This is a genomic window from Streptomyces sp. NPDC001832 (assembly GCF_040297265.1).
GTDB lineage: Bacteria > Actinomycetota > Actinomycetes > Streptomycetales > Streptomycetaceae > Streptomyces.
This window is the reverse complement of the sequence record NZ_JBEOYU010000004.1, coordinates 157,294-177,016: the sequence shown is the minus strand read 5'-3', so window position 1 is coordinate 177,016 and position 19,723 is coordinate 157,294. Positions and strand designations below refer to the sequence as shown.

The window sequence follows — 19,723 nt, the reverse complement described above, 5'->3', positions numbered from 1 at the left end:
CGAGTTTTGACAGCACCTGAGTGCTTGACCGGCCAACATCACGATGGTCCAGGGGAAAGGTGCTGGTCATGCCGCTGAAAGCTTTTGCGCGTGCTGCCGTCCGGATGATGAGGCGGCACGGTGATCCACCACGATGAGGCGGCGGCCGTCCGGCCGTTGATACTGGCTTGGGTGCGTCAGCATCTGGAGGTCGGCGAACGGATCGTCAGAACCGAGGCACTGCACGGCGGCATCACTGCCGAAATGCGGAGGCTGACCATCAGCACGCGGGACGGAGGCACCCGTGACCTGGTGCTGCGGACCTTCGTCGACCCGTTCTACGTGGAGCGCGCCGAGGACTGGCTGAACCGGGAGGCCAGCGCCCTGACACTGCTCACGGGGACCGACGTGCCGGCTCCTGGACTGGTCGCGGTTGATCCGACCGCCGCGCATTGCGAGTATCCGTCGCTCCTTATGACACATCTGGCGGGCCGGACGGTCCTCGACGATGAGGGATTAGAGACGCGCGTCCCTCTGCTGGCCCGTCAACTTGTGGCGATCCACGCATTGCGACCCGCCGAGCGGCCCCAGGTGTATGAGGCGTTGACGACCGCCGACACCGTCGCCGTTCCGAAGGGCGCTGACGCAGCGGCATGGGCCGCGGCGATCGACGTGATCCGCAGGCCCGCGCCGCCCTATGAAGGGCGATTCCTGCACCGGGACTTCCAACCCGGCAATGTGCTGTTCGACGTGCTGCCCCCAAGGTCAGCGGGTGCGCGGATCACCGGCGTCGTCGACTGGGCGGTTACCTCCTGGGGCCCGGCGGATCTCGATGTGGCGCACTGCTCCACCAATCTCGCGCTGCTGCACGGCCCGGCGTGGGGTCAGCGGTTCGCCGAGGCATATGAGGAGGCCGGCGGGGTGCTGGCCGCGGCCGCGAGCGAGCGGCTGTACTGGCGGGTGCGGGACGGACTGGCGTTCTCTGAAGAAGTGCAGTCGGTGGTGCAGGCATGGCGGGAGGCAGGGAGGGCAGAGCTGACGACGCGAGCCGTGGAGGAGCGGCTGGATGCCTATGTCACTTCCCTGATGGACGCGCTGGGCTGAGCCAAGGTGGTCCGGGGCGCGGGCCCGGCTTCCACTCACAACCGCCATCACCGTCGGCTGGCTTCGACGTCTTGCTACCAGTGCATCCCACTGGCCCGCCCGGCACCGGGTCGGGTATCACGGAAAGTGCCGAAGATCCAATCTGACGTGCACCGCGAAAGCAGTAGCGAGACAGGTTCAGTGAGATAACCACCCGAACGAGGCATCTTCTTTGAGACGGAGAAACGGGGTCTGATTCTGGCGAGCTCGCTCCCTGGAGATGCCCGCCCCGTCGTCGCGGACGCTCTCGGCTACCACAACGAGACCACCACCTGCCTGCGCAACTGGTAGGACGTGACAGTTGAATGCGAGAGCCCACAGGTGGGCCGTCGCGCACTATCGTTGGCTGATGTGCGCACACCATATTGACCGCCCAGCCGATCTCGACGTGGTACGTGAGTCCTACGACCGGGTGGCCGACAACTACGCCCACATGGTGGTGACGACGGGAATCGGCGACATCCGTAGCCATCCATGGCTCAAGGCATCAATCGACGCCTTCGCCGACACCGTGAGCGAGCTTGGGCCTGTCCTCGACGTCGGCTGCGGACCCGGAACGGTGACTGCCTACCTCTCCGAACGCGGACTCGATGTGTCCGGGGTCGATCTCTCCCCCCCCGCATGATCGAGAACGCGCGCCGTCTTCATCCGCAATGCCGCTTCAGCGTCGCCTCTGCCACCGACCGCGACCTTGGTGAAGCGTCCCTTGGCGGCGTGCTCGGGTGGTGGTCACTGTTCAACCTCCCCCGTGACGTCCTTCCCCAGGTTCTCGCCCTGTTCGCGCGCGCCCTGAAGCCAGGCGGACACTTCATCACCGCAACACACGTCGGCGACGAAGACGCAGTGCGCACCGAGGCCTACGGAGGTGTACCCGTTCGTTGGACGACACACAAATGGCAGCCGGAACAACTCGTGGACCTTATCGAGCAGGCCGGTCTGCACCCGGTCGCCGAACTCCGGCTCCCCCCGGAGGAGTACAGCGGGCCGGGTCTGGTCGTCATGGCCAAGCAACCCGGACGCTGAGAGCAGAGGGAAGGCTGCCCGCGCCAGCTGAAACCGAAGCCCGCCAACGACGCTGAGGCAGCCTCCCTCGCCCTTTGGCCGGCCTGGCTGATCGAGTCAAGCGCCGTCGTGTGTCAAGTCGAGTTCGACACCGCTGGGCAGCCGGTTCCACCAGTGGAAGCCGTGCTGGTCCCGATCAAGATGGACTTCGCCGACCATGAGATCACCGCCGAAAATGTCATGGACGATCAACGCGGTGATGTCGCAGTGGCCCCAGGCAGGGTTGTCGGCCGTCCAGGCAATCCCACTCAGATCGCTCGGTGAGCAGGTGTCGGCAGCCCAACTGGCTCTCAGGGCTTTGTCGAGGTTGAGCAGGCTCCAAGGAATCACGCCGGCAGCATCGCAGCCACCTCTGACATCCCCGGCGCAACGGCCCATCCCTCAACCCTCACACGCCCCCATCTGTCCGGTCCCGGTTAAGTGTGGGTAGTGCGAGGCCGTGACCTGGGGTGCTTCGTCTTGTCTGGGACACGCTCGCTGAGAATGTCCCGCTTATATGTGGGCAGTTCGTCGCGTGGCGCGTGTATGAGAGCCGGTGTTTTCGACGGATTTCGGGGCCTGGCTCGCGTGGAGTCGATGTGGCGGTAGCGTGATCGTCATGACGGCTGAGGGCGAGGCGCTGGTCGGCGGCATGGTGAACGCAGGAGCGGTCTTCCGCCGTGGTGCGCTGGTGGAGCGCCCGGCGCCGCGCAACGCGCGGGCCCTGCATGCGTACCTCCTTGCCCTGAAGGAGCACGGCTTCGACGCAGCGCCAGCCCCTGTCAATCTTGCCGAGGATGGCCGTGAACAGCTCACCTTCATCCCTGGAGATGTGGCTCTGCCGCCGTTCGCGGACTGGGCGATGACGAAGACCGCCCTGGAATCGGTGGGGAGTCTGCTGCGGCGCCTGCATGAGACCAGCGCGGCCGTCGAGGTCGACACCCGTGCTGGGTGGCCAGGGGACCTGGCCGACCCGGAGGGAGGAACGATGCTGTGCCACAACGACGTGTGCCCGGACAACGTCGTCTTCCGCGACGGCCGTGCCGCTGCCCTGATCGATTTCGATCTGGCAGCTCCGGGCCGTCCCCTCTGGGATGTCGCCATGACCGCCCGCTACTGGGTGCCCCTGGTCGATCCCGCATCCGCAGCCGCCTTCTACCCCTCCGGGCTGGATGCGCCCGCGCGGCTGCGGATCCTGGCCGACAGCTACGGCCTTTCGCCGCGGGACCGCGCCGAGTTGTTCGGCGTCATTGAGCAGGCCACGGAGGTCTGCCGGGCCTTCGTCGCCCGCCGCGTGGCTGACGGCGACCCTGTCTATCTCCAGGCGCTGGCCGAGCGCGGTGGATGGGAACGCTGGGACCGCATGCAGACCTGGCTGGCGGAGCGCCGCGAGATGTTCACGGCCGCCCTGCTGAACTGACCGCCCGGAGCGGGCCGTTGACCAGGGACGCTCAGAGCTGAGTGGGACGAGGAAGGCGAGGTTCGTTCGTCTCGGTTGGCGATGAGTGTGGCCACGCCCTCGGGGTTGCCGAGCCGATACTCGATCTCCGCGGCCGATGACCTGACGGTTTTCGTGAGGCAGACGCGGCTGGTGCCGCGAATCGGGCTCTTGGTGGGGAAGCGCTGGTGGGACTGGGTGATGCTGCTGAGGGAGACGTAGAAGTCGTCGCTCATCACCAGCTTCCTCCAGTGGGGAGACGTGAACATGCGGATCAGCGCGACGCGTTCGGGGAACCCGGCTGCTGTCAGCCAGGGTGCCTTCCTGTCCGGCTCGACTTCGGGCCCTTTGACTCGCACCAGGTTGTGAAGGGTCTCGGCTCGGCGGACGAGCCCGTAGTGGCGGTGGGCGAGGCCGGACCAGAGCCCTGCGGTGAGTTCCTCGCAGAGGTCGATGAGGGCCAGGCCGTGATGTCGGCGAAGACGCCTACAGAAGAGCGGGACTGCCTACACATCGCAGAGACAGGACAGGAAGTCACAGAGGGCCGTACGAGTGGTGTGGCGCACTTTTGCAAGCGGGTGCTTGCAAAAGTTAGCAAAGGTGGCGCACCATCGAGATATGGCATCACTCAACGTCGGCAATCTCGGTGAATACCTGCGCGAGCAACGGCGCAATGCGCAGCTGTCGCTGCGGCAGCTCGCCGATGCCGCCGGGGTGTCCAATCCCTACCTCAGCCAGATCGAGCGCGGGCTGCGCAAGCCGAGCGCCGAGGTGTTGCAGCAGGTCGCCAAGGCGCTGCGGATCTCCGCCGAGACCCTTTACGTACGGGCCGGGATTCTGGACGAGCGGGAGCGGGAGGAGCTGGAGACGCGGGCGGTGATCCTGGCCGATCCGTCCATAAACGAGCGGCAGAAGAATGTTCTGCTGCAGGTCTACGACTCCTTCCGTAAGGAGAACGGGTTCGAGCCCGGAGCGGAAACCGGCGCCGAAGCCGGATCGGAAACCGGCAGTGAGTCCGGACCGGGGGCCGGTGCGGACGGCCACCCCGGTGCCGACGGTCTCCGCAGGGCCGGCGGCAGCGATGCCGACGCAGTTTCAAAGCCTTCAACCCCCTCACACTGAGTCTGATGATCCGGGAGGACCACAGTCATGGCCATCACCGATGACCTGCGCAAGACCCTCACCGACCCGACCCCCCTCTACTTCGCCGCCGGTACGGCCGATATCGCCGTCGAGCATGCGCGCAAGGTCCCGGCGCTGATCGAGCAGTTGCGTACTGAGGCGCCGGAGCGTATCGAGGCCGTGCGCAACACCGACCCCAAGGCCATGCAGGAGAAGGTGACCTCGCAGGCCAAGGAGGCGCAGGCCGCCGTGCAGGCCAAGGTCACCGAGGTGATCGGGTCGTTCGACAGCGATCTGCGGAAGCTGGGCGAGAGCGCCCAGGACCTGGCGCTGCGCAGTCTGGGCGTGGCCGCGGAGTACGCGGTGCGGGCCCGGGAGACGTACGAGAAGGTCGCCGAGCGCGGTGAGCAGACCGTGAGGAACTGGCGTGGCGAGACAGCCGACGAGATCGTCGAGATCGCCGTCGTCGTCGAGCCGCGCAAGGAGTCCAGGCCGACGGGCACCGCGAAGACGGGCCCGTCCGGCAAGCCGGGCCCGTCTGCCAAGCCGGGTCCGTCCGCGAAGACGGGTCCGTCTGCCAAGCCGGGTCCGTCCGCGAAGACGGGTCCGGCCGCCAAGCCGGGGCCGGTAAAGGCTTCGCCCGCTCCGAAGACCGTCAAGCCGGAGAGCAAGGCCCCGGCCGCGCCCGCCAAGAAGACGCCCGCGAGCAAGCCCGTCGCGAAGAAGACCACTCCGCCTACCGCGAAGTAGGGTCTCGGCGCCACAGCCGGAGGGTGTACCGGGGCGCGGGACGGGCATTTTTGGGGTGCCCGGCGCGTTGTCCCGGTACCTTGGCCGCGAGGCGCTCATTCACTTATTAGGCGGTGCACACCATGTTGCTCACAGGATTCAGCACATTCGTCTCGCTGCTGTACATGGTCTTGCTCGTCCTGGCCGTGGTCGCACTGGTCATGGCCGCGATGGCCCGTGAGGATGCCTACCGGGCCGCGGACAAGCAGAAGAAGTCCTTCTGGCTGATCATTCTTGGTATCACCGTCGCCGTGAATCTCTTCGTGCCGATGCTGTTCCTGCAGCTTGCGGGCGCGGTCGCGTCCATCGTCTTCCTGGTGGACGTACGGCCCGCGCTGAAGGCGGTCTCGGGTGGCCGCGGCCGGCGCGGTGGTTCCAGCAGCGACGGGCCGTACGGCCCCTACAACGGCGGGCGTTGAGCGTCTACAACGGCGGGCGTTGAGCGTTCGCAGGACTTGCGGTGTCTGCGGGGACCGTGGGTGATGCCGACTCGGGGCTGGGGCACGGGATGCTCCGGCCCCGGTCGCCGTTCGGGCCCCGTTGGCGGATGTATCCCTGGTCGCGGTCGAGCAGCAGGACCGCGACGTCGTCGGTCAGTTCGCCGCCGTTCAGCTCCCGCACCCGGGTGACCGCGGCCTCCAGGAGTTCCTCGCCGGCGAGTCCCTGAGCCAGTTGGCGGTTGATCATCGCGACCATGCCGTCCTCGCCGAGCCGCTGAGTGCAGCCCGGCCCCACGCGTCCCTCGATCAGCCCGTCCGTGTACATCATCAGGCTCCAGGAGCCGCCGAGCTCCACCTGTCGGCGTGGCCATGGGCCCTCCCCTGCTCGAACAGCCTGGGGAAGGGCGTTGCGCGGCAGCAGACCCAGGGCTGGGCCGCCGTACTCGTACGGGAGGAGGTGTGCGGTCCGTCCGTGCCGGGCGATCAGCGGGGCGGGGTGGCCCGCCAGGAAGAGGCCGGCGTGCCGGCCGTCGGGGGCGATGTCGACGGTGCAGAGCGTCGCGAAGATCTCCTCGCTCTCCCGCTCGTGCTCCAGGACCTGCTGGAGCGTGGTGAGCAGTTCGTCGCCGCAGAGTCCGGCCAGGGTCAACGCCCGCCACGCTATGCGCAGTTCGACGCCGAGTGCCGCCTCGTCCGGGCCGTGTCCGCAGACGTCGCCGATCATCGCGTGGATGGTGCCGTCGGGCGTACGGACCGTGTCGTAGAAGTCCCCGCCGAGCAGCGCGCGGCTGCGGCCGGGGCGGTAGCGGGCCGCGAAGCGCAGATCGGAGCCTTCGAGGAGCGGGGTGGGGAGCAGGCCGCGTTCGAGGCGGGCGTTCTCCTGGGCGCGCAGCCGGGACTCGGTGAGCTGGTGCTGGGCGACGTCGGCGCGCTTGCGTTCGACGGCGTAACGGATGGCGCGGCTGAGCAGCCGCCCGTCGAGTTCGCCGCGGAAGAGGTAGTCCTGGGCGCCGACCCGTACCGCCTCGGCAGCGAGCTCGGCGTCGTCCTCCGCCGTGAGGGCGAGGACGGCGTGGCGCGGGGCGATCCGCAGGACGTGCTTGAGGGTGGCGAGCTCGTCGGATCCCTCGGTGGGGGCGGAGCGGGTCTCGCTGTCGGTCGGCAGGGCCAGGTCCAGCAGAATGCAGTCCACGTCGTCCGTGAGGAGCCGGCCCGCTTCCGTCAGGTTGCGGGCGGTGCGGACACGGACCCGCGTGCCGGCTGTGGCCGGGAGCTCGGGGACGGTGAAGGTGCCCGCCGGGTCGTCCTCGACCACCAGGAGGGTGAGGTCGGCGCCGTGGGAGGCCTCCGCAGCGGGCATGGCGCGCCGCTGCGGTACGGGTACGGGCATCGGTTCGGGTTTCCTTCCCTCCCCCCGAGGGCGCGGCGGAACGACGATCGACGACCCGCCAGACGGGGACATTAGCGGTCCGCGGTGGGGGCACGGAACGGCGTACCGCGGTCGCTCGTTGTCATATGCGCCGCCATAAGCCGCTCAGGTCACGGATCCGGCGAGATGTGTGGGGGCGGGGCCGAGGGCCGGGGCATGACCAAGGTCACGCGGGGCGGCGGGGGGTGAGTGATGCGGGTCACTCCCGCGGGGCGTCCCAGATAGGCTCTTTGTCCCCAATTGCCGGGCGAGATTGATTTTTGCCGTTTGGGCTTGATCTGTTCGTCCGGGCAGCGCTCACTACTTGTCCGGGCGGACCACGCCGAGGATCTGCATCGAGCCCGCGCCCGCCACCGTGACGTTCCGGCCGGGGCGGGGGGCGTGGATGATGGCGCCGTCCCCGATGTACATGCCCACGTGGCTGGCGTCGCCGTGGTAGATGATCAGGTCGCCGGGGCGCATGTCCTTGATCGCGATGCGGGGCAGCAGCCGCCACTGCTCCTGCGAGGTGCGGGGGATCGGCTGGCCCGCCGCCGCCCAGGCCTGTGACGTCAGCCCCGAGCAGTCGTACGAACCGGGGCCCTCGGCCCCCCAGACGTACGGCTTGCCGATCTGCGCGGTCGCGAAGGCCACCGCCTTCTTGCCGCTCGCGCTCGCCTTGCGGTTGATGTCCTTCAAGGCGCCGGAGCCGAGCCAGGCCGTCTGCAGTTTGTACTCGGCCTCCTGCTCCAGCTTGAGCAGGCGGGCCCGCTCCTCCTTCTCCAGCTGGGATTCCAGCTTCTTCGCCGCGGCGATCTGCGCGTTGATCTTCTTCTTGGCCTCGGCCTGCTTGAGACGATTGGCTTCGAGCTTCTTCCAGTTGGCGCTCGCGTCCTGGGTATACGTCTCCAGGTCCTGCTGGGTCCTGGTCAGTTCACCGAGGACGCCCTGGGCGGCCTGCTGGCCCTCCCTGACCCGGCTCACCCCGTCGAGGAACAGCTGCGGGTCGTCGCTGAGCATCAGCTGGGCGCCGGGCGGCAGTCCGCCGGTGCGGTACTGCTCGCGGGCCTGGGCGCCCGCCTGGTTCTTGAGCTCGGCGATCTTCGACTGGCCCTCGACGATGGCCTTGGCCAGTCTGACGATCTCACCGGACTGCTTCTTGGTTCGTTCCTCGGCGAGGTTGTACGCGTCGGTGGCCGCCCCGGCCTTGCGGTAGAGGGCGTCGATCTCCTGGCGTACCTCTTCGAGGCTCTTCGGCTTCTTTGACTCCGATCGGGGCTGCGTCACGGAGGGAGAGGGGGGTGCGGGCGCGGCGAAAGCCTGAACCGGCGCCGTGAGTGCGGTCAGTGCGCAGGCCAGAGTGATCGCGGCTGCGGCAACGTGACGTCGGTTCACGGGATCCCCCTCCGAATGAAACTGATTGACCGTCAGTAACTTCTGTCGATGACGAGATCGTGCCATGCCGTACCCAAAAGCAACAGAGCCACACACCTGCCGCCCTGACGGTCACACAGCTCGACCAACGCCCCGAGGATCGCTCCCCGCGTCCGGGAATCGCTTCCCATCGTCCTGACGAACGATGCCCAGCCCGCGTTCCCGCGCGCCTGACCGGACAGGTGTGCGCCGGGTCTGTTCAGCGCGTGTGTCGGGCTATCCGTTGGGCCGGAGGGCGGACCACTTCACCGTGACTTCGCCCTGGCGCCACCGGCGTACCCCGTCCGCCAGCGGCCAGTCGCTCGACAGCGCCCGCACCGCCGTGATCCAGCGCTGCCGGGCACCCAGTGAGGCGTACGGGGCGGCCGCGGCCCACGCCCGGTCGAAGTCCCGCAGGAACGCGTGGACCGGTTCGCCCGGCACATTGCGGTGGATCAGCGCCTTGGGCAGGCGTTCCGCGAGGTCGGAGGGGCGGTCCAGGGAGGCGAGCCGGGTCGCGAACGTCACCGTGCGCGGGCCTTCCGGACCGAGCGCCACCCATACGTGCCGGCGCCCGATCTCGTCGCAGGTGCCCTCGACCAGCAACCCGCCCGGCGCGAGGCGCGCGCACAGCCGCTGCCAGACCGCGATGACCTCGCCCTCGTCGTACTGGCGCAGCACATTCGCGGCCCTGATGAGGTCGGGGCGCTCGGGGAGCGGTATCTCGAAGCCGCCGTGCAGGAAGGTGAGGCCCTCACGTTCGTACGGCTTCGCCGCCGCGACCCGCTCCGGCGCGATCTCGATGCCGACCACCGCCGTGCGCGGCTCGGCAGTGCGCAGGCGCTGCAGCAGCTCGACGGCGGTCCAGGGGGCGGCGCCGTACCCGAGGTCGACGGCGACGGGGGTGTCGGCGCGGCGTAGGACCGGGCCGTGGGTGGCGGCGATCCAGCGGTCCATGCGGCGGAGCCGGTTCGGGTTGGTGGTCCCGCGGGTCGCGGTGCCGATGGGGCGCATGAAGCGAGCGTAACGATCTCGCGGGCGGCGGAAGGCGGCGCGGGGTGCCCGGTCCAGGTCCGGCCCGGTGGGCGGCACGGGGTGCTCCGGCCCCCGGCCCTTTCACTGCAACGTTTTGGTAAAGCGGAAATGAAAGGAGAGATTCCGCTGTTGCAGACCTCGAAGGGGCCAGGTCCCCTCGGCGTCGTGCCCTGAGTGAGGAGGACCGGACGACGTGAGTCAGTACGTCTCCCGGCTCGGCAGCAGCCGTGTCGCGCCGCGCCTCAGGTTTCCCACCGCTTTCCCCGGCGGGCACCGCAAACCCCGCCGCATCGCGATGCTCTCCGTGCATACCTCGCCCCTGCATCAGCCGGGCACGGGTGACGCGGGCGGCATGAACGTCTACATCGTGGAGCTGGCCAAGCGCCTCGCAGCGATCAACATCGAGGTCGAGATCTTCACCCGGTCCACCACCGGCGCGCTGCCCCCGACGGTCGAGCTGGCGCCCGGTGTCCTGGTCCGGCATGTCGACGCGGGGCCGTACGAAGGTCTGGCCAAGGAGGAACTGCCCGCCCAGCTCTGTGCCTTCACACACGGAGTCATGCAGGCGTGGGCCGGCCAGCGCCCCGGCTACTACGATCTGGTCCACTCCCACTACTGGCTCTCCGGCCATGTCGGCTGGCTCGCCGCCCAGCGCTGGGGTGTCCCGCTCGTCCACGCCATGCACACCATGGCAAAGGTCAAGAACGCGGCGCTCGCGGAGGGCGACACCCCCGAGCCTGCCGCCCGCGTCATCGGCGAGACCCAGATCGTCAGCGCGGCGGACCGGCTGATCGCGAACACCGCCGAGGAAGCGGATGAGCTCATCCGCTTCTACGAGGCCGATCCCGGGTCCGTCGCCGTCGTCCACCCCGGGGTCAACCTCGACTGCTTCCGCCCCGCCGACGGGCGCGCCGCGGCCCGGGCGCGCCTGGGGCTGCCGAAGGACGCCCTGATTCCGCTCTTCGCGGGCCGCATCCAGCCGCTCAAGGCCCCGGACGTGCTGCTGCGGGCCGTCGCCGCCCTGCTGGACCGCGACCCCTCGCTGCGTGGCCGGATGGTCGTACCGGTCGTCGGCGGCCCCAGTGGCAGCGGGCTCGCCAAGCCGGAAGGCCTGCAGAAGCTGGCGGCGCGGCTGGGCATCGCCGATGTCGTACGGTTCCAGCCGCCGGTCGTGCAGGACCAGCTCGCCGACTGGTTCCGGGCCGCTTCGGTGCTGGTCATGCCCTCGTACAGCGAGTCCTTCGGCCTGGTGGCCATCGAGGCCCAGGCGGCGGGTACCCCGGTCGTCGCGGCGGCGGTGGGCGGTCTTCCGGTGGCGGTACGGGACGGGGTCAGCGGCTTCCTGATACCCGGGCACGACCCGCAGGCGTACGCACAGGCGCTGGGCCGGTTCGCCGAGGCGCCGGAACTGGTCGCCCGAATGGGCGCGGCGGCCGCCGCGCACGCGCGGGGCTTCGGCTGGGACACCGCCGCGTCCGCGACCGCTGGCGTGTACACGGCCGCGATGCACGAACACCGCCGTCGCGTACGCTCGCACCATGGCTGACGTACCCGACGAAGCGGTGACGACGACGCAGGTTGCGCAGATCATCGAGGCGACCCTGAAGGACGCCGAGCTCGAATGGGAGAGCCCCGAACCCGGCAGCTACGTCGTCAAGCTGCCCGGCACGCGGAAGCTGTCCACCACCTGCTCGCTGCGCGTCGGCAAGCACTCGCTCTCCCTCAACGCCTTCGTCGTCCGCCACCCGGACGAGAACGACGCGGCGGTGCACCGCTGGCTGCTGGAGCGCAACCTCCGCCTTTTCGGCGTGAGTTACGCGATCGACCCGCTCGGCGACATCTATCTGGTCGGCAAGCTGCCGCTCTCCGTGATCACCCCACAGGAGCTGGACCGGCTGCTCGGCACGGTCCTCGAAGCGGCCGACGGCGCGTTCAACACCTTGCTGGAGCTGGGCTTCGCGAGCGCGATCCGCAAGGAGTACGAGTGGCGGGTGTCGCGCGGTGAGTCCACGCGGAACCTGGACGCGTTCACGCATCTGACCCAACGCCCTGCCGGCTGACCTTCGACTCGGCTTTCGGCCGACCGGGCCGAGAACGGGCACTGCGGGTCGCTGGTCGGTCCCGTACCCGCAATGCCGCGATCCGGTCCTCCGTCACGCCAACGGACCGGAGAACGGCTGCGGTTGTGTCATCTGGCTGCATGGGGCGAATTGCCCCTCTGTGGCGATATTTGATCCGACTCGCGGCGGCAGACGGCGCCTTCACAGGTTGATCACGGCGCCGTCACGATCACATCCCATGCCCGATTTGATTGATCGTCAAACCAAATCCCGCCCATAGAGTGAGCAAATTCCGAAGCCCCAGTTCAGAGAGACGGACCGGACCATGCGATCTACCGCCATACGCCGTACCGCTGTTGCCGCCACCGCGGTGTCCCTGGCCCTGCTCGTCACCGCATGCGGTGGCGGTTCGGACTCCGGTTCCGGTGACAAGGGGTCGGATGCCAAGGGCAAGGAGTCCGCCGCCGCGAAGCCGGCCGCCAAGGCACTGACCGCCGTCGAACTGGAGAAGGCCGCGCTGGCCCAGGGTGACGTCAAGGGGCACAAAATCACCAAGGTTGCGGCCAAGGACGATATCTCCGCCGATGACATCAAGATCGAGAAGGAGGTATGCGCCCCGTTCGCCGACGCGCTGATGGGGGCGCAGATCGGTGAGCCCGCGGCGTTCACCAAGCGGACGGTCGTCAGCGAGCCCAAGAAGGGCAGCATGGACAAGCAGGACGGCGCGAACGCCGAAGAAGCGTTCAAGGCCGCGTTCGACATCACGAAGACCCAGCTGGCCCTCGGCTCGTACGACAGCAAGGGCGCGGAGGAGTCGGTCGCCTCGCTGCGCACCGCCGCCACCGACTGTGCAGGCGGGTTCGACTTCACGGCAGACGGTGAGAAGCAGAAGGTCATCAAGATCACCGAGGAGCAGGTCAAGGGCGGCGAGGAAGCGGTCGCCTGGACGGTTCAGCTGGAACAGGGCGGCGAGAAGGGCAAGTTGAAGCTGGTGGCCCTGCGCCAGGGTCCCACGTTCGCCTCGTTCTCCTCGATGAACCTGGCCGCGATGGGCGGGGGTGGGGACTTCGAGCTGCCGACCGCGGTGGTCGAGGCCCAGGCCGCGAAACTGGCATAGGGGGCGGCCGCCGCTTGGTGCGTCTCCCGTCGGGCGGCTGAGGTATCCCCTCGGTCCGGCGCCGGTTCAGGGGAGCGGGACGAGTCTCACCACGGTGACGATCAGAACCGATCCGGAGACGTAATAGAGCACGATCGACCCGGCGACCGTCGCCTCGCGACGGTCGCGCTCGCTCTTGACGGCGGATGATCCGTGTCCGTAGGGGTCCAGGCCCAGGGTGCGGGCCATCTCGTCCCGGAAGGCCTTGCCGTCGCGCATCTTGGCCAGGGAGTCGTCGGCGGGCGGGGCGTAGGAGATGCGGAAGCTCAAGCGACGCTCCGCCTCTCGGCCTCGTCCTGCGCCAGCCGGTCCAGGATCTTCTCGGCTTCCGGATCGGGTACGGCCTCCAGCATCCAGTGCCGCATGACCGCCTGGATCTCGCCCACACCGGCGTCGTTGATGGCGCGGTCGAACTCCTCGCGTCTCTCTTCGGGCAGGGTGGCCCGGATGTCCGGAATGCTGTTGGGTACGTCGACTTCGGCGCCGCCGACGAAGGTCTTCAGGGGCTCGCCCATGGTTGCTCTCCCCGCTCTCCTTGCTCTCCGCACGGCCCGTCAGATCGGCTCCGCCCATGTGCGGGCCGGTGCTTGGGGTCACGGTAGCGCCAGAGGGCGCGGCCGACGCAGAGCCCACGCGATACGTTCGCCCGTGGCAGGAGCATCGTGGGACATATTGCGGCTCGGTGGAGCGTCCGGCGTCGGCAAGAGCCGCATCGCCGCGCAACTGGCCGATGAGGCCAGGGGGTTCATGGTGGAGTTCGACGACGTGGTGAGTGCCGTGAGGCCGTGAGACGGCTGAACACCATCCGGCTCTCCACCACTTCGACGACATCCCCGACACCGCGCAACTCACCACCGGCCAGGTGCTGGACCGTCAGATCGCCACCGCCCGGGCCCTGGAGCCCGCGGTGCTGGGCGTGATCCGCAATCGCCTGACCGTCGACGTACTCGCCGTGGGAGCGCCGACTCCGGCCTGTCCCGCACCTGACGGCAGACGGCCCCGGCGCAGCAACAAGCCCCCTACTCACGGGAAAACCACGGGTAGGGGGCCTATTCGTGCGGGCTTACTTCTTCTTGCCCTGGTTCTTCACGGCCTCGATGGCTGCCTTCGCCGCGTCCGGGTCGAGGTACGTGCCGCCCGGCTTGATCGGGCGGAAGTCGGCGTCCAGCTCGTAGGCGAGCGGGATGCCGGTCGGGATGTTCAGGCCCGCGATGTCGCCGTCGGAGATGCCGTCGAGGTGCTTGACCAGGGCGCGGAGGCTGTTGCCGTGGGCGGCGACCAGGACCGTGCGGCCGGCCAGGAGGTCCGGGACGATGCCGTCGTACCAGTACGGCAGCATGCGGACGACGACGTCCTTGAGGCACTCGGTGCGCGGGCGCAGCTCCGGCGGGATCGTCGCGTAGCGCGGGTCGTCGCTCTGGGAGAACTCGGTGCCGTCCTCGAGGGCGGGCGGCGGGGTGTCGTACGAGCGGCGCCAGAGCATGAACTGCTCCTCGCCGAACTCGGCGAGCGTCTGCGCCTTGTCCTTGCCCTGGAGGGCGCCGTAGTGGCGCTCGTTCAGCCGCCAGGAGCGGTGGACGGGGATCCAGTGGCGGTCCGCGGCTTCCAGCGCGAGCTGCGCGGTGCGGATGGCGCGCTTCTGGAGGGAGGTGTGCAGGACATCGGGGAGCAGGCCGGCGTCCTTGAGCAGCTCACCGCCGCGGACTGCCTCCTTCTCGCCCTTCTCCGTGAGGTTGACGTCCACCCAGCCGGTGAACAGGTTCTTCGCGTTCCATTCGCTCTCGCCGTGGCGGAGGAGGATCAGCTTGTACGGTGCGTCGGCCATGGGTCCGAGCGTAATCGAAGCCGTTCGGGCGCTGCGCGGCCGGTCACAGGGCGGGCAGGCGGGGCGGGAGCGGTGCGCGACGGGGCCCGTGGCTGCAACGATTGGCAGTCGGCGTCAATTGACTGGCGGACCGGAATCCGGGATTCGTAATGTTCGGACAGTCGGCGGGCCTCTTACCGTCGGTGTCCGTTCCGTGCTTCCCTGGGGGGATTCCGTATGTCTGTCGCCGGTATCAGACGGGCCGCACGCGAGTCCGTGTCGGGTCTCCCCAGGGAGTTCTGGTGGCTGTGGACCAGCACGCTGGTCAACCGCCTCGGGGCGTTCGTCGCCACGTTCATGGCGCTCTACCTGACCCTGGACCGGGGCTACTCCGCCTCGTACGCCGGTCTGGTCGCCGCGCTGCACGGGCTCGGCGGGGTCGTCTCCTCGCTCGGTGCGGGGGTGATGACCGACCGGCTGGGCCGCCGGCCCACCATGCTCATCGCGCAGACCTCGACCGCCGTGTCCGTGGCCGTGCTCGGGTTCATGGTCCATCCGGCGGCGATCGCGGCCGTCGCCTTCGTCGTCGGCATGGCCAGCAACGCCTCGCGGCCCGCCGTGCAGGCCATGATGGCCGACATAGTCCGGCCCGAGGACCGGGTGCGGGCCTTCTCGCTCAACTACTGGGCGATCAATCTCGGCTTCGCCGTCTCGTCGGCCGGGGCCGGTTTCGTCGCTGAGTACAGCTATCTCGCCGGGTTCCTCGGCGAGGCCGCGATGACGCTCGTCTGTGCCTTCGTCGTGTTCATGAAGGTGCCCGAGTCACGGCCGGAGAAGTCGGCGGTGTCCGGGCGTGCGGTCACCGGCGCGGACGAGGTCCGGCTCTCCACCGTGCTGCGCGACGGTCGGTTCATGAGCGTTGTCGGGCTGTCCTTCGTCATCGCGCTGATCTTCCAGCAGGGGTATGTGGCGCTGCCGGTGGCCATGGGGGCGGACGGGTTCTCCAGCTCCGACTTCGGCACCGCCATCGCCGTGAACGGTGTGCTGATCGTGGCGCTGCAGATTCCGGTCACCCGCTTCATCCAGCACCGCGATCCGCGCCGGCTGCTCATTGTGTCGTCGTTGCTGGCGGGGTACGGATTCGGGCTCACCGCGTTCGCCGGTTCGGTCGCTGTGTACGCACTGACCATCTGCGTCTGGACGGTCGCCGAAATCGTCAACTCGCCCGTCCAGACCGGTCTGGTGGTCCGGCTCTCGCCCGTCCGGGGCCGCGGCCGCTACCAGGGCATGTACACGATGTCCTGGGCCGCGGCGGCGCTGGTCGCGCCGCTGATGTCGGGTGTGGTGATCGACCGTTTCGGGGCGCAATGGCTGTGGGGGACGTGTGCGGTACTGGGGACCGGGGCCGCGCTCGGCTACTGGCTGCTGATGCGGAACCTGCCGGGGGAGGACGGGGCGGCCTCCGAGGGCAGCCGGGTGGCGGAGAGCAGCCGGGGCGCGGAGAGCGCCGGCCCGGTGGGGCCGGGTGCCGACGCCGATGCCGGTCGCGGTCACCACGCCGGACCCGAGCCCTCTGTCGAGCGGACGGGCTGAGGCCGCCGCCCCGGCGGCGCCCGCACAACGCGGGCGCCCCGCGTGGAGCAGCCTGCTCCACGCGGGGCGCCTCCCAGCTCCGTACAGGCCGGTCGGTCAGCCGGAGCAGCCACCGCACTGGCACGGGGCCCCGGACTGGCAGCCGCATCCGCAGCCCGAGCCGCAGCCGCAGGCGCCGAGCACGGTCAGGTGCACCACCTCAGCGGGCGTCTCCTGCTGTGGGTCGGTCATGGGGGAATCGGCCATGGTTCCTCCTCATTGCGCACGACAAGGCCGTACGCCACAACGATGCGCGCACGACCGGGGCGTACGGACAAGGCGTGCCGCCCCACCCCATTGCATGCCCAACTGGGCGGGCGCATCAACGGCGCACATGCGCAGAGACACCTGCGCGGAGACACATGTGCGACCGGACACGACGATGTACGCCGTTACGCGCCCTCCACCGGTGACTGCTGGTGGATCTCGTCGGCGTGCTCGCCCGTCACCAGGTAGACCACCCGCTTGGCGACCGACACCGCATGGTCGGCGAAGCGCTCGTAGTAGCGGCCGAGCAGCGTCACGTCGACGGCGGTCTCGATGCCGTGCTTCCAGCGGTCGTCCATCAGGTGCTGGAACAGCGTGCGGTGCAGCAGGTCCATCTCGTCGTCGTCCTGCTCCAGCTGGAGCGCCAGATCGACGTCCTTGGTGATGATCACCTGGGCGGCCTTGGCCATCAGGCGCTGCGCCAGCTGCCCCATCTCCAGAATGGTGGCGTGCAGGTCGTGCGGCACAGCCGACTGCGGGAACCGCAGCCGGGCCAGCTTGGCGACATGCTGGGCGAGGTCGCCCGAGCGCTCCAGGTCGGCGCTCATCCGCAGCGACGTGACCACGATCCGCAGATCGGTCGCCACAGGCTGCTGGCGCGCGAGCAGGGCGATGGCCCGCGCCTCCAGGTCGTGCTGGAGGTCGTCGACCTTCTGGTCCGCGGCGATCACGCTCTCCGCGAGCTTGAGATCGGCATCGAGCATGGACGTCGTCGCCCGGCCGATCGCCGACCCGACGAGCCGGGCCATCTCGACCAGCCCCTCGCCGATCGAGTCGAGTTCCTCGTGGTACGCGTCACGCATGGAAGTCCCTCTCCAGTCCTCTGTGTAAGGCCGGGGCCAGGTATGAACCCCACGCTGCCACCCTGGGAGGCGTACGCGTCGGCTTCCGGCCGCACAAGTGAACCAACCCTTGCTCCTCAGTGAACTCTGGGCGACGAGTGTTCGGATACGTACTCGGATGGCTGGGAGCGTCCTCCCGGACCCGCATAACCTTGACGTATGGACGTGAACGCGGCTGTCGCCGCAGCTGCGGCGATCGGCGGTGCGTGCACCGGTGTGATCGCCATGCTGGCGTTCCGCTGGAGCGAGCGCGACCAGAAGAAGCCGACACGAACCTCCATGCGGCCTGACAGCAACGCCCCCCTGCCCCCCGGGGTGGACACGGTCCTGTCCGTGCTCAGCTCCTCGGCGGTCGTGCTCGACGAGAGCGACAGCGTGGTCAAGGCCAGCTCCGCCGCCTATGCGCTGGGACTGGTCAGGGGTGGGCGGCTCGCTGTCGACGCGATGCTGCACATGGCCAGGGACACCCGCCGCGACGGTGAGATACGGCAGGTCGAACTGGACCTTCCCAGGCGCGGTACGGGCCGTGGCGAGGCCCTCGCGGTCTCCGCCCGGGTCGCCCCGCTGGGCTCCCGGCTGGTGCTCCTGCTGGTCGAGGACCTCACCGAGGCACGCCGTATAGAAGCGGTACGACGCGACTTCGTCGCCAACGTCAGCCATGAGCTCAAGACCCCGGTCGGCGCGCTGTCGCTGCTCTCCGAGGCCGTGATGGACGCCTCCGACGATCCGGAGGCGGTGGAGCGGTTCGCGGGGCGGATGCAGATCGAAGCGACCCGGCTGACCAACCTCGTACAGGAGATCATCGACCTCTCCAGGGTGCAGAACGACGACCCGCTGGAGGACGCCGAGCCGGTCCGGGTGGACGAGCTGGTGGCCGAGGCCATCGACCGTTGCCGCCAGCAGGCCGGCTCGAAGCAGATCACCATGGCAGCCGGCGGAACCGCGGAGCTCCGTATCTGGGGCAATCGCGGCCAGCTCGCGGCGGCGCTCGGCAACCTCGTCGAGAACGCCGTCAACTACAGCCCGGCCCGTACCCGAGTGGGTATCGCCGCCAGGCGACTGTCCGTACCCGGCGGGGACCAGATCGAGATCGCCGTGACCGACCAGGGCATCGGCATCTCGGAGAAGGACCGCGAGCGGGTCTTCGAACGTTTCTACCGCGTCGACCCGGCCCGCTCACGGGCCACCGGTGGCACCGGCCTCGGCCTCGCCATCGTCAAGCACGTGGCCGCCTCGCACGGCGGGGAGGTCACGGTCTGGAGCTCGGAGGGCCAGGGCTCCACCTTCACCCTGCGGCTGCCCGAAGCGGGCTCCGTACGGGAACGGGACCGCAGATCGGGCGGACCGCTCATCGTCAACGACGACGAGGGCCCCTGCGGACCCGCTCACCCCGACACCCTTGAACCATTTCCTGCCCCGGAGGTCCTTCCGTGACCCGAGTGCTCGTCGTCGAGGATGAGGAATCCTTCAGCGACGCCCTGTCCTACATGCTCCGTAAGGAAGGCTTCGAAGTCGCCATCGCGCCCACGGGCCCGGAGGGGCTCGACGAGTTCGAGCGCAACGGCGCCGACCTGGTGCTGCTCGACCTGATGCTGCCGGGCCTGCCCGGCACGGAGGTCTGCCGCCAGCTGCGCAGCAGGTCCAACGTCCCCGTGATCATGGTCACGGCCAAGGACAGTGAGATCGACAAGGTCGTCGGCCTGGAGATAGGAGCCGACGACTACGTCACCAAGCCGTTCTCCTCGCGGGAGCTCGTCGCCCGCATCCGCGCGGTGCTGCGCCGGCGCGGTGAGCCGGAGGAGGTCACGCCGGCCGCCCTGGAGGCGGGCCCGGTCCGGATGGACGTGGACCGCCACGTCGTCACGGTCTCCGGCGGCAAGATCGACCTCCCGCTCAAGGAGTTCGACCTGCTGGAGATGCTGCTGCGCAACGCCGGCCGGGTCCTGACCCGCATGCAGCTGATCGACCGGGTCTGGGGCGCGGACTACGTGGGCGACACCAAGACCCTCGATGTCCACGTCAAGCGCCTGCGCGCCAAGATCGAGCCCGACCCGGGCGCACCGCGCTTCCTGGTGACGGTGCGGGGCCTGGGATACAAGTTCGAGCCGTAAACCGGCCCGTACGCGGACGGCGGAGGACGCCCCCCCCGAAAGG

Annotated in this window: 21 protein-coding genes and 1 pseudogene; 13 read left to right on the top strand and 9 right to left on the bottom strand. The window is 69.0% G+C overall.

What is annotated here, in order from left to right:
- Window positions 1–171: 171 nt before the first annotated feature.
- Both ABT115_RS05635 and ABT115_RS05630 read left to right on the top strand, forming a co-directional pair.
- On the top strand, window positions 172–1,083 hold the full coding sequence (locus tag ABT115_RS05635; RefSeq protein ID WP_351784368.1) for a phosphotransferase family protein: 912 nt from the start codon (window positions 172–174) through the stop codon (window positions 1,081–1,083).
- A gap of 388 nt (window positions 1,084–1,471) precedes the next feature.
- Window positions 1,472–2,145: pseudogene (locus ABT115_RS05630) on the top strand (class I SAM-dependent methyltransferase).
- A gap of 96 nt (window positions 2,146–2,241) precedes the next feature.
- Here the strand turns inward: ABT115_RS05630 and ABT115_RS05625 are convergent.
- A complete protein-coding gene (locus ABT115_RS05625; protein WP_502969031.1) occupies window positions 2,242–2,514 on the bottom strand; it encodes a YunG family protein in 273 nt (90 codons plus the stop codon).
- Window positions 2,515–2,782: 268 nt separating this feature from the next.
- Between ABT115_RS05625 and ABT115_RS05620 the strand changes: the two genes are divergently transcribed.
- The 4 genes from ABT115_RS05620 (at window position 2,783) to ABT115_RS05605 (ending at window position 5,931) form a co-directional block, all read left to right on the top strand.
- On the top strand, window positions 2,783–3,583 hold the full coding sequence (locus ABT115_RS05620) for an aminoglycoside phosphotransferase family protein (RefSeq protein ID WP_351784367.1): 801 nt from the start codon (window positions 2,783–2,785) through the stop codon (window positions 3,581–3,583).
- A gap of 636 nt (window positions 3,584–4,219) precedes the next feature.
- Window positions 4,220–4,723: a helix-turn-helix domain-containing protein gene (locus ABT115_RS05615; protein WP_351784365.1), complete on the top strand. Its 504-nt coding sequence runs from the start codon at window positions 4,220–4,222 to the stop codon at window positions 4,721–4,723.
- Between the two features lie 27 nt (window positions 4,724–4,750).
- On the top strand, window positions 4,751–5,473 hold the full coding sequence (locus ABT115_RS05610) for a hypothetical protein (RefSeq protein ID WP_351784363.1): 723 nt from the start codon (window positions 4,751–4,753) through the stop codon (window positions 5,471–5,473).
- 122 nt (window positions 5,474–5,595) lie between these two features.
- The gene (locus tag ABT115_RS05605) at window positions 5,596–5,931 is read left to right on the top strand and encodes a DUF2516 family protein (RefSeq protein ID WP_351784361.1); all 336 of its coding nucleotides are present in this window, start codon (window positions 5,596–5,598) and stop codon (window positions 5,929–5,931) included.
- Window positions 5,932–5,935: 4 nt separating this feature from the next.
- Here ABT115_RS05605 and ABT115_RS05600 read toward each other — a convergent pair whose 3' ends face one another.
- The 3 genes from ABT115_RS05600 to ABT115_RS05590 form a co-directional block, all read right to left on the bottom strand.
- Complete coding sequence (locus ABT115_RS05600; RefSeq protein WP_351784359.1) at window positions 5,936–7,342, bottom strand: PP2C family protein-serine/threonine phosphatase; 1,407 nt, start codon at window positions 7,340–7,342, stop codon at window positions 5,936–5,938.
- Window positions 7,343–7,681: 339 nt separating this feature from the next.
- Window positions 7,682–8,755 (bottom strand): C40 family peptidase, encoded by a 1,074-nt coding sequence (locus ABT115_RS05595; protein WP_351784357.1) that lies wholly within the window; start codon window positions 8,753–8,755, stop codon window positions 7,682–7,684.
- A gap of 255 nt (window positions 8,756–9,010) precedes the next feature.
- Window positions 9,011–9,787 carry a class I SAM-dependent methyltransferase gene (locus tag ABT115_RS05590; RefSeq protein WP_351784355.1) on the bottom strand — a complete coding sequence of 259 codons (777 nt, stop codon included), beginning with the start codon at window positions 9,785–9,787 and terminating at the stop codon, window positions 9,011–9,013.
- 214 nt (window positions 9,788–10,001) lie between these two features.
- Here ABT115_RS05590 and mshA point away from each other — a divergent pair, with 214 nt between their 5' ends.
- The 3 genes from mshA (at window position 10,002) to ABT115_RS05575 (ending at window position 12,985) form a co-directional block, all read left to right on the top strand.
- Complete coding sequence (gene mshA / locus ABT115_RS05585; RefSeq protein WP_351784353.1) at window positions 10,002–11,354, top strand: D-inositol-3-phosphate glycosyltransferase; 1,353 nt, start codon at window positions 10,002–10,004, stop codon at window positions 11,352–11,354.
- Window positions 11,347–11,868: a type III secretion system chaperone family protein gene (locus ABT115_RS05580; protein WP_351784351.1), complete on the top strand. Its 522-nt coding sequence runs from the start codon at window positions 11,347–11,349 to the stop codon at window positions 11,866–11,868. The genes mshA and ABT115_RS05580 overlap by 8 nt, the downstream gene beginning before the upstream one ends.
- Before the next feature lie 325 nt (window positions 11,869–12,193).
- Window positions 12,194–12,985, top strand: coding sequence for a hypothetical protein (locus tag ABT115_RS05575; RefSeq protein ID WP_351784349.1), 792 nt, complete (start codon window positions 12,194–12,196; stop codon window positions 12,983–12,985).
- A gap of 66 nt (window positions 12,986–13,051) precedes the next feature.
- Here the strand turns inward: ABT115_RS05575 and ABT115_RS05570 are convergent, their stop codons facing one another.
- Together ABT115_RS05570 and ABT115_RS05565 are read right to left on the bottom strand one after the other, a co-directional pair.
- Entirely contained in the window at window positions 13,052–13,294 is a 243-nt protein-coding gene (locus tag ABT115_RS05570; RefSeq protein WP_351784347.1) for a hypothetical protein, read from the bottom strand.
- Complete coding sequence (locus ABT115_RS05565; RefSeq protein WP_351784345.1) at window positions 13,291–13,539, bottom strand: hypothetical protein; 249 nt, start codon at window positions 13,537–13,539, stop codon at window positions 13,291–13,293. Before ABT115_RS05565 ends, ABT115_RS05570 begins: the two co-directional genes overlap by 4 nt.
- A 133-nt stretch (window positions 13,540–13,672) precedes the next feature.
- Between ABT115_RS05565 and ABT115_RS05560 the strand changes: the two genes are divergently transcribed.
- Complete coding sequence (locus tag ABT115_RS05560) at window positions 13,673–13,813, top strand: hypothetical protein (RefSeq protein ID WP_351784343.1); 141 nt, start codon at window positions 13,673–13,675, stop codon at window positions 13,811–13,813.
- 274 nt (window positions 13,814–14,087) lie between these two features.
- On the opposite strand, the gene ABT115_RS05555 is transcribed toward ABT115_RS05560, so the two are convergent.
- Complete coding sequence (locus ABT115_RS05555; protein WP_351784341.1) at window positions 14,088–14,849, bottom strand: phosphoglyceromutase; 762 nt, start codon at window positions 14,847–14,849, stop codon at window positions 14,088–14,090.
- Between the two features lie 216 nt (window positions 14,850–15,065).
- On the opposite strand from ABT115_RS05555, the gene ABT115_RS05550 reads away from it, so the two are divergent.
- A complete protein-coding gene (locus ABT115_RS05550) occupies window positions 15,066–16,421 on the top strand; it encodes an MDR family MFS transporter (protein ID WP_351784339.1) in 1,356 nt (451 codons plus the stop codon).
- A 96-nt stretch (window positions 16,422–16,517) separates the two neighbouring features.
- On the opposite strand, the gene ABT115_RS05545 is transcribed toward ABT115_RS05550, so the two are convergent.
- Together ABT115_RS05545 and phoU are read right to left on the bottom strand one after the other, a co-directional pair.
- A complete protein-coding gene (locus ABT115_RS05545) occupies window positions 16,518–16,667 on the bottom strand; it encodes a hypothetical protein (RefSeq protein ID WP_351784337.1) in 150 nt (49 codons plus the stop codon).
- A gap of 185 nt (window positions 16,668–16,852) precedes the next feature.
- Complete coding sequence (gene phoU, locus ABT115_RS05540) at window positions 16,853–17,530, bottom strand: phosphate signaling complex protein PhoU (RefSeq protein WP_351784335.1); 678 nt, start codon at window positions 17,528–17,530, stop codon at window positions 16,853–16,855.
- Window positions 17,531–17,728: 198 nt separating this feature from the next.
- Between phoU and phoR the strand changes: the two genes are divergently transcribed.
- A complete protein-coding gene (gene phoR / locus ABT115_RS05535; protein WP_351784333.1) occupies window positions 17,729–19,003 on the top strand; it encodes a two-component system sensor histidine kinase PhoR in 1,275 nt (424 codons plus the stop codon).
- A 5-nt stretch (window positions 19,004–19,008) separates the two neighbouring features.
- Window positions 19,009–19,680 carry a two-component system response regulator PhoP gene (phoP, locus tag ABT115_RS05530; protein WP_502969034.1) on the top strand — a complete coding sequence of 224 codons (672 nt, stop codon included), beginning with the start codon at window positions 19,009–19,011 and terminating at the stop codon, window positions 19,678–19,680.
- Window positions 19,681–19,723 lie beyond the last annotated feature (43 nt).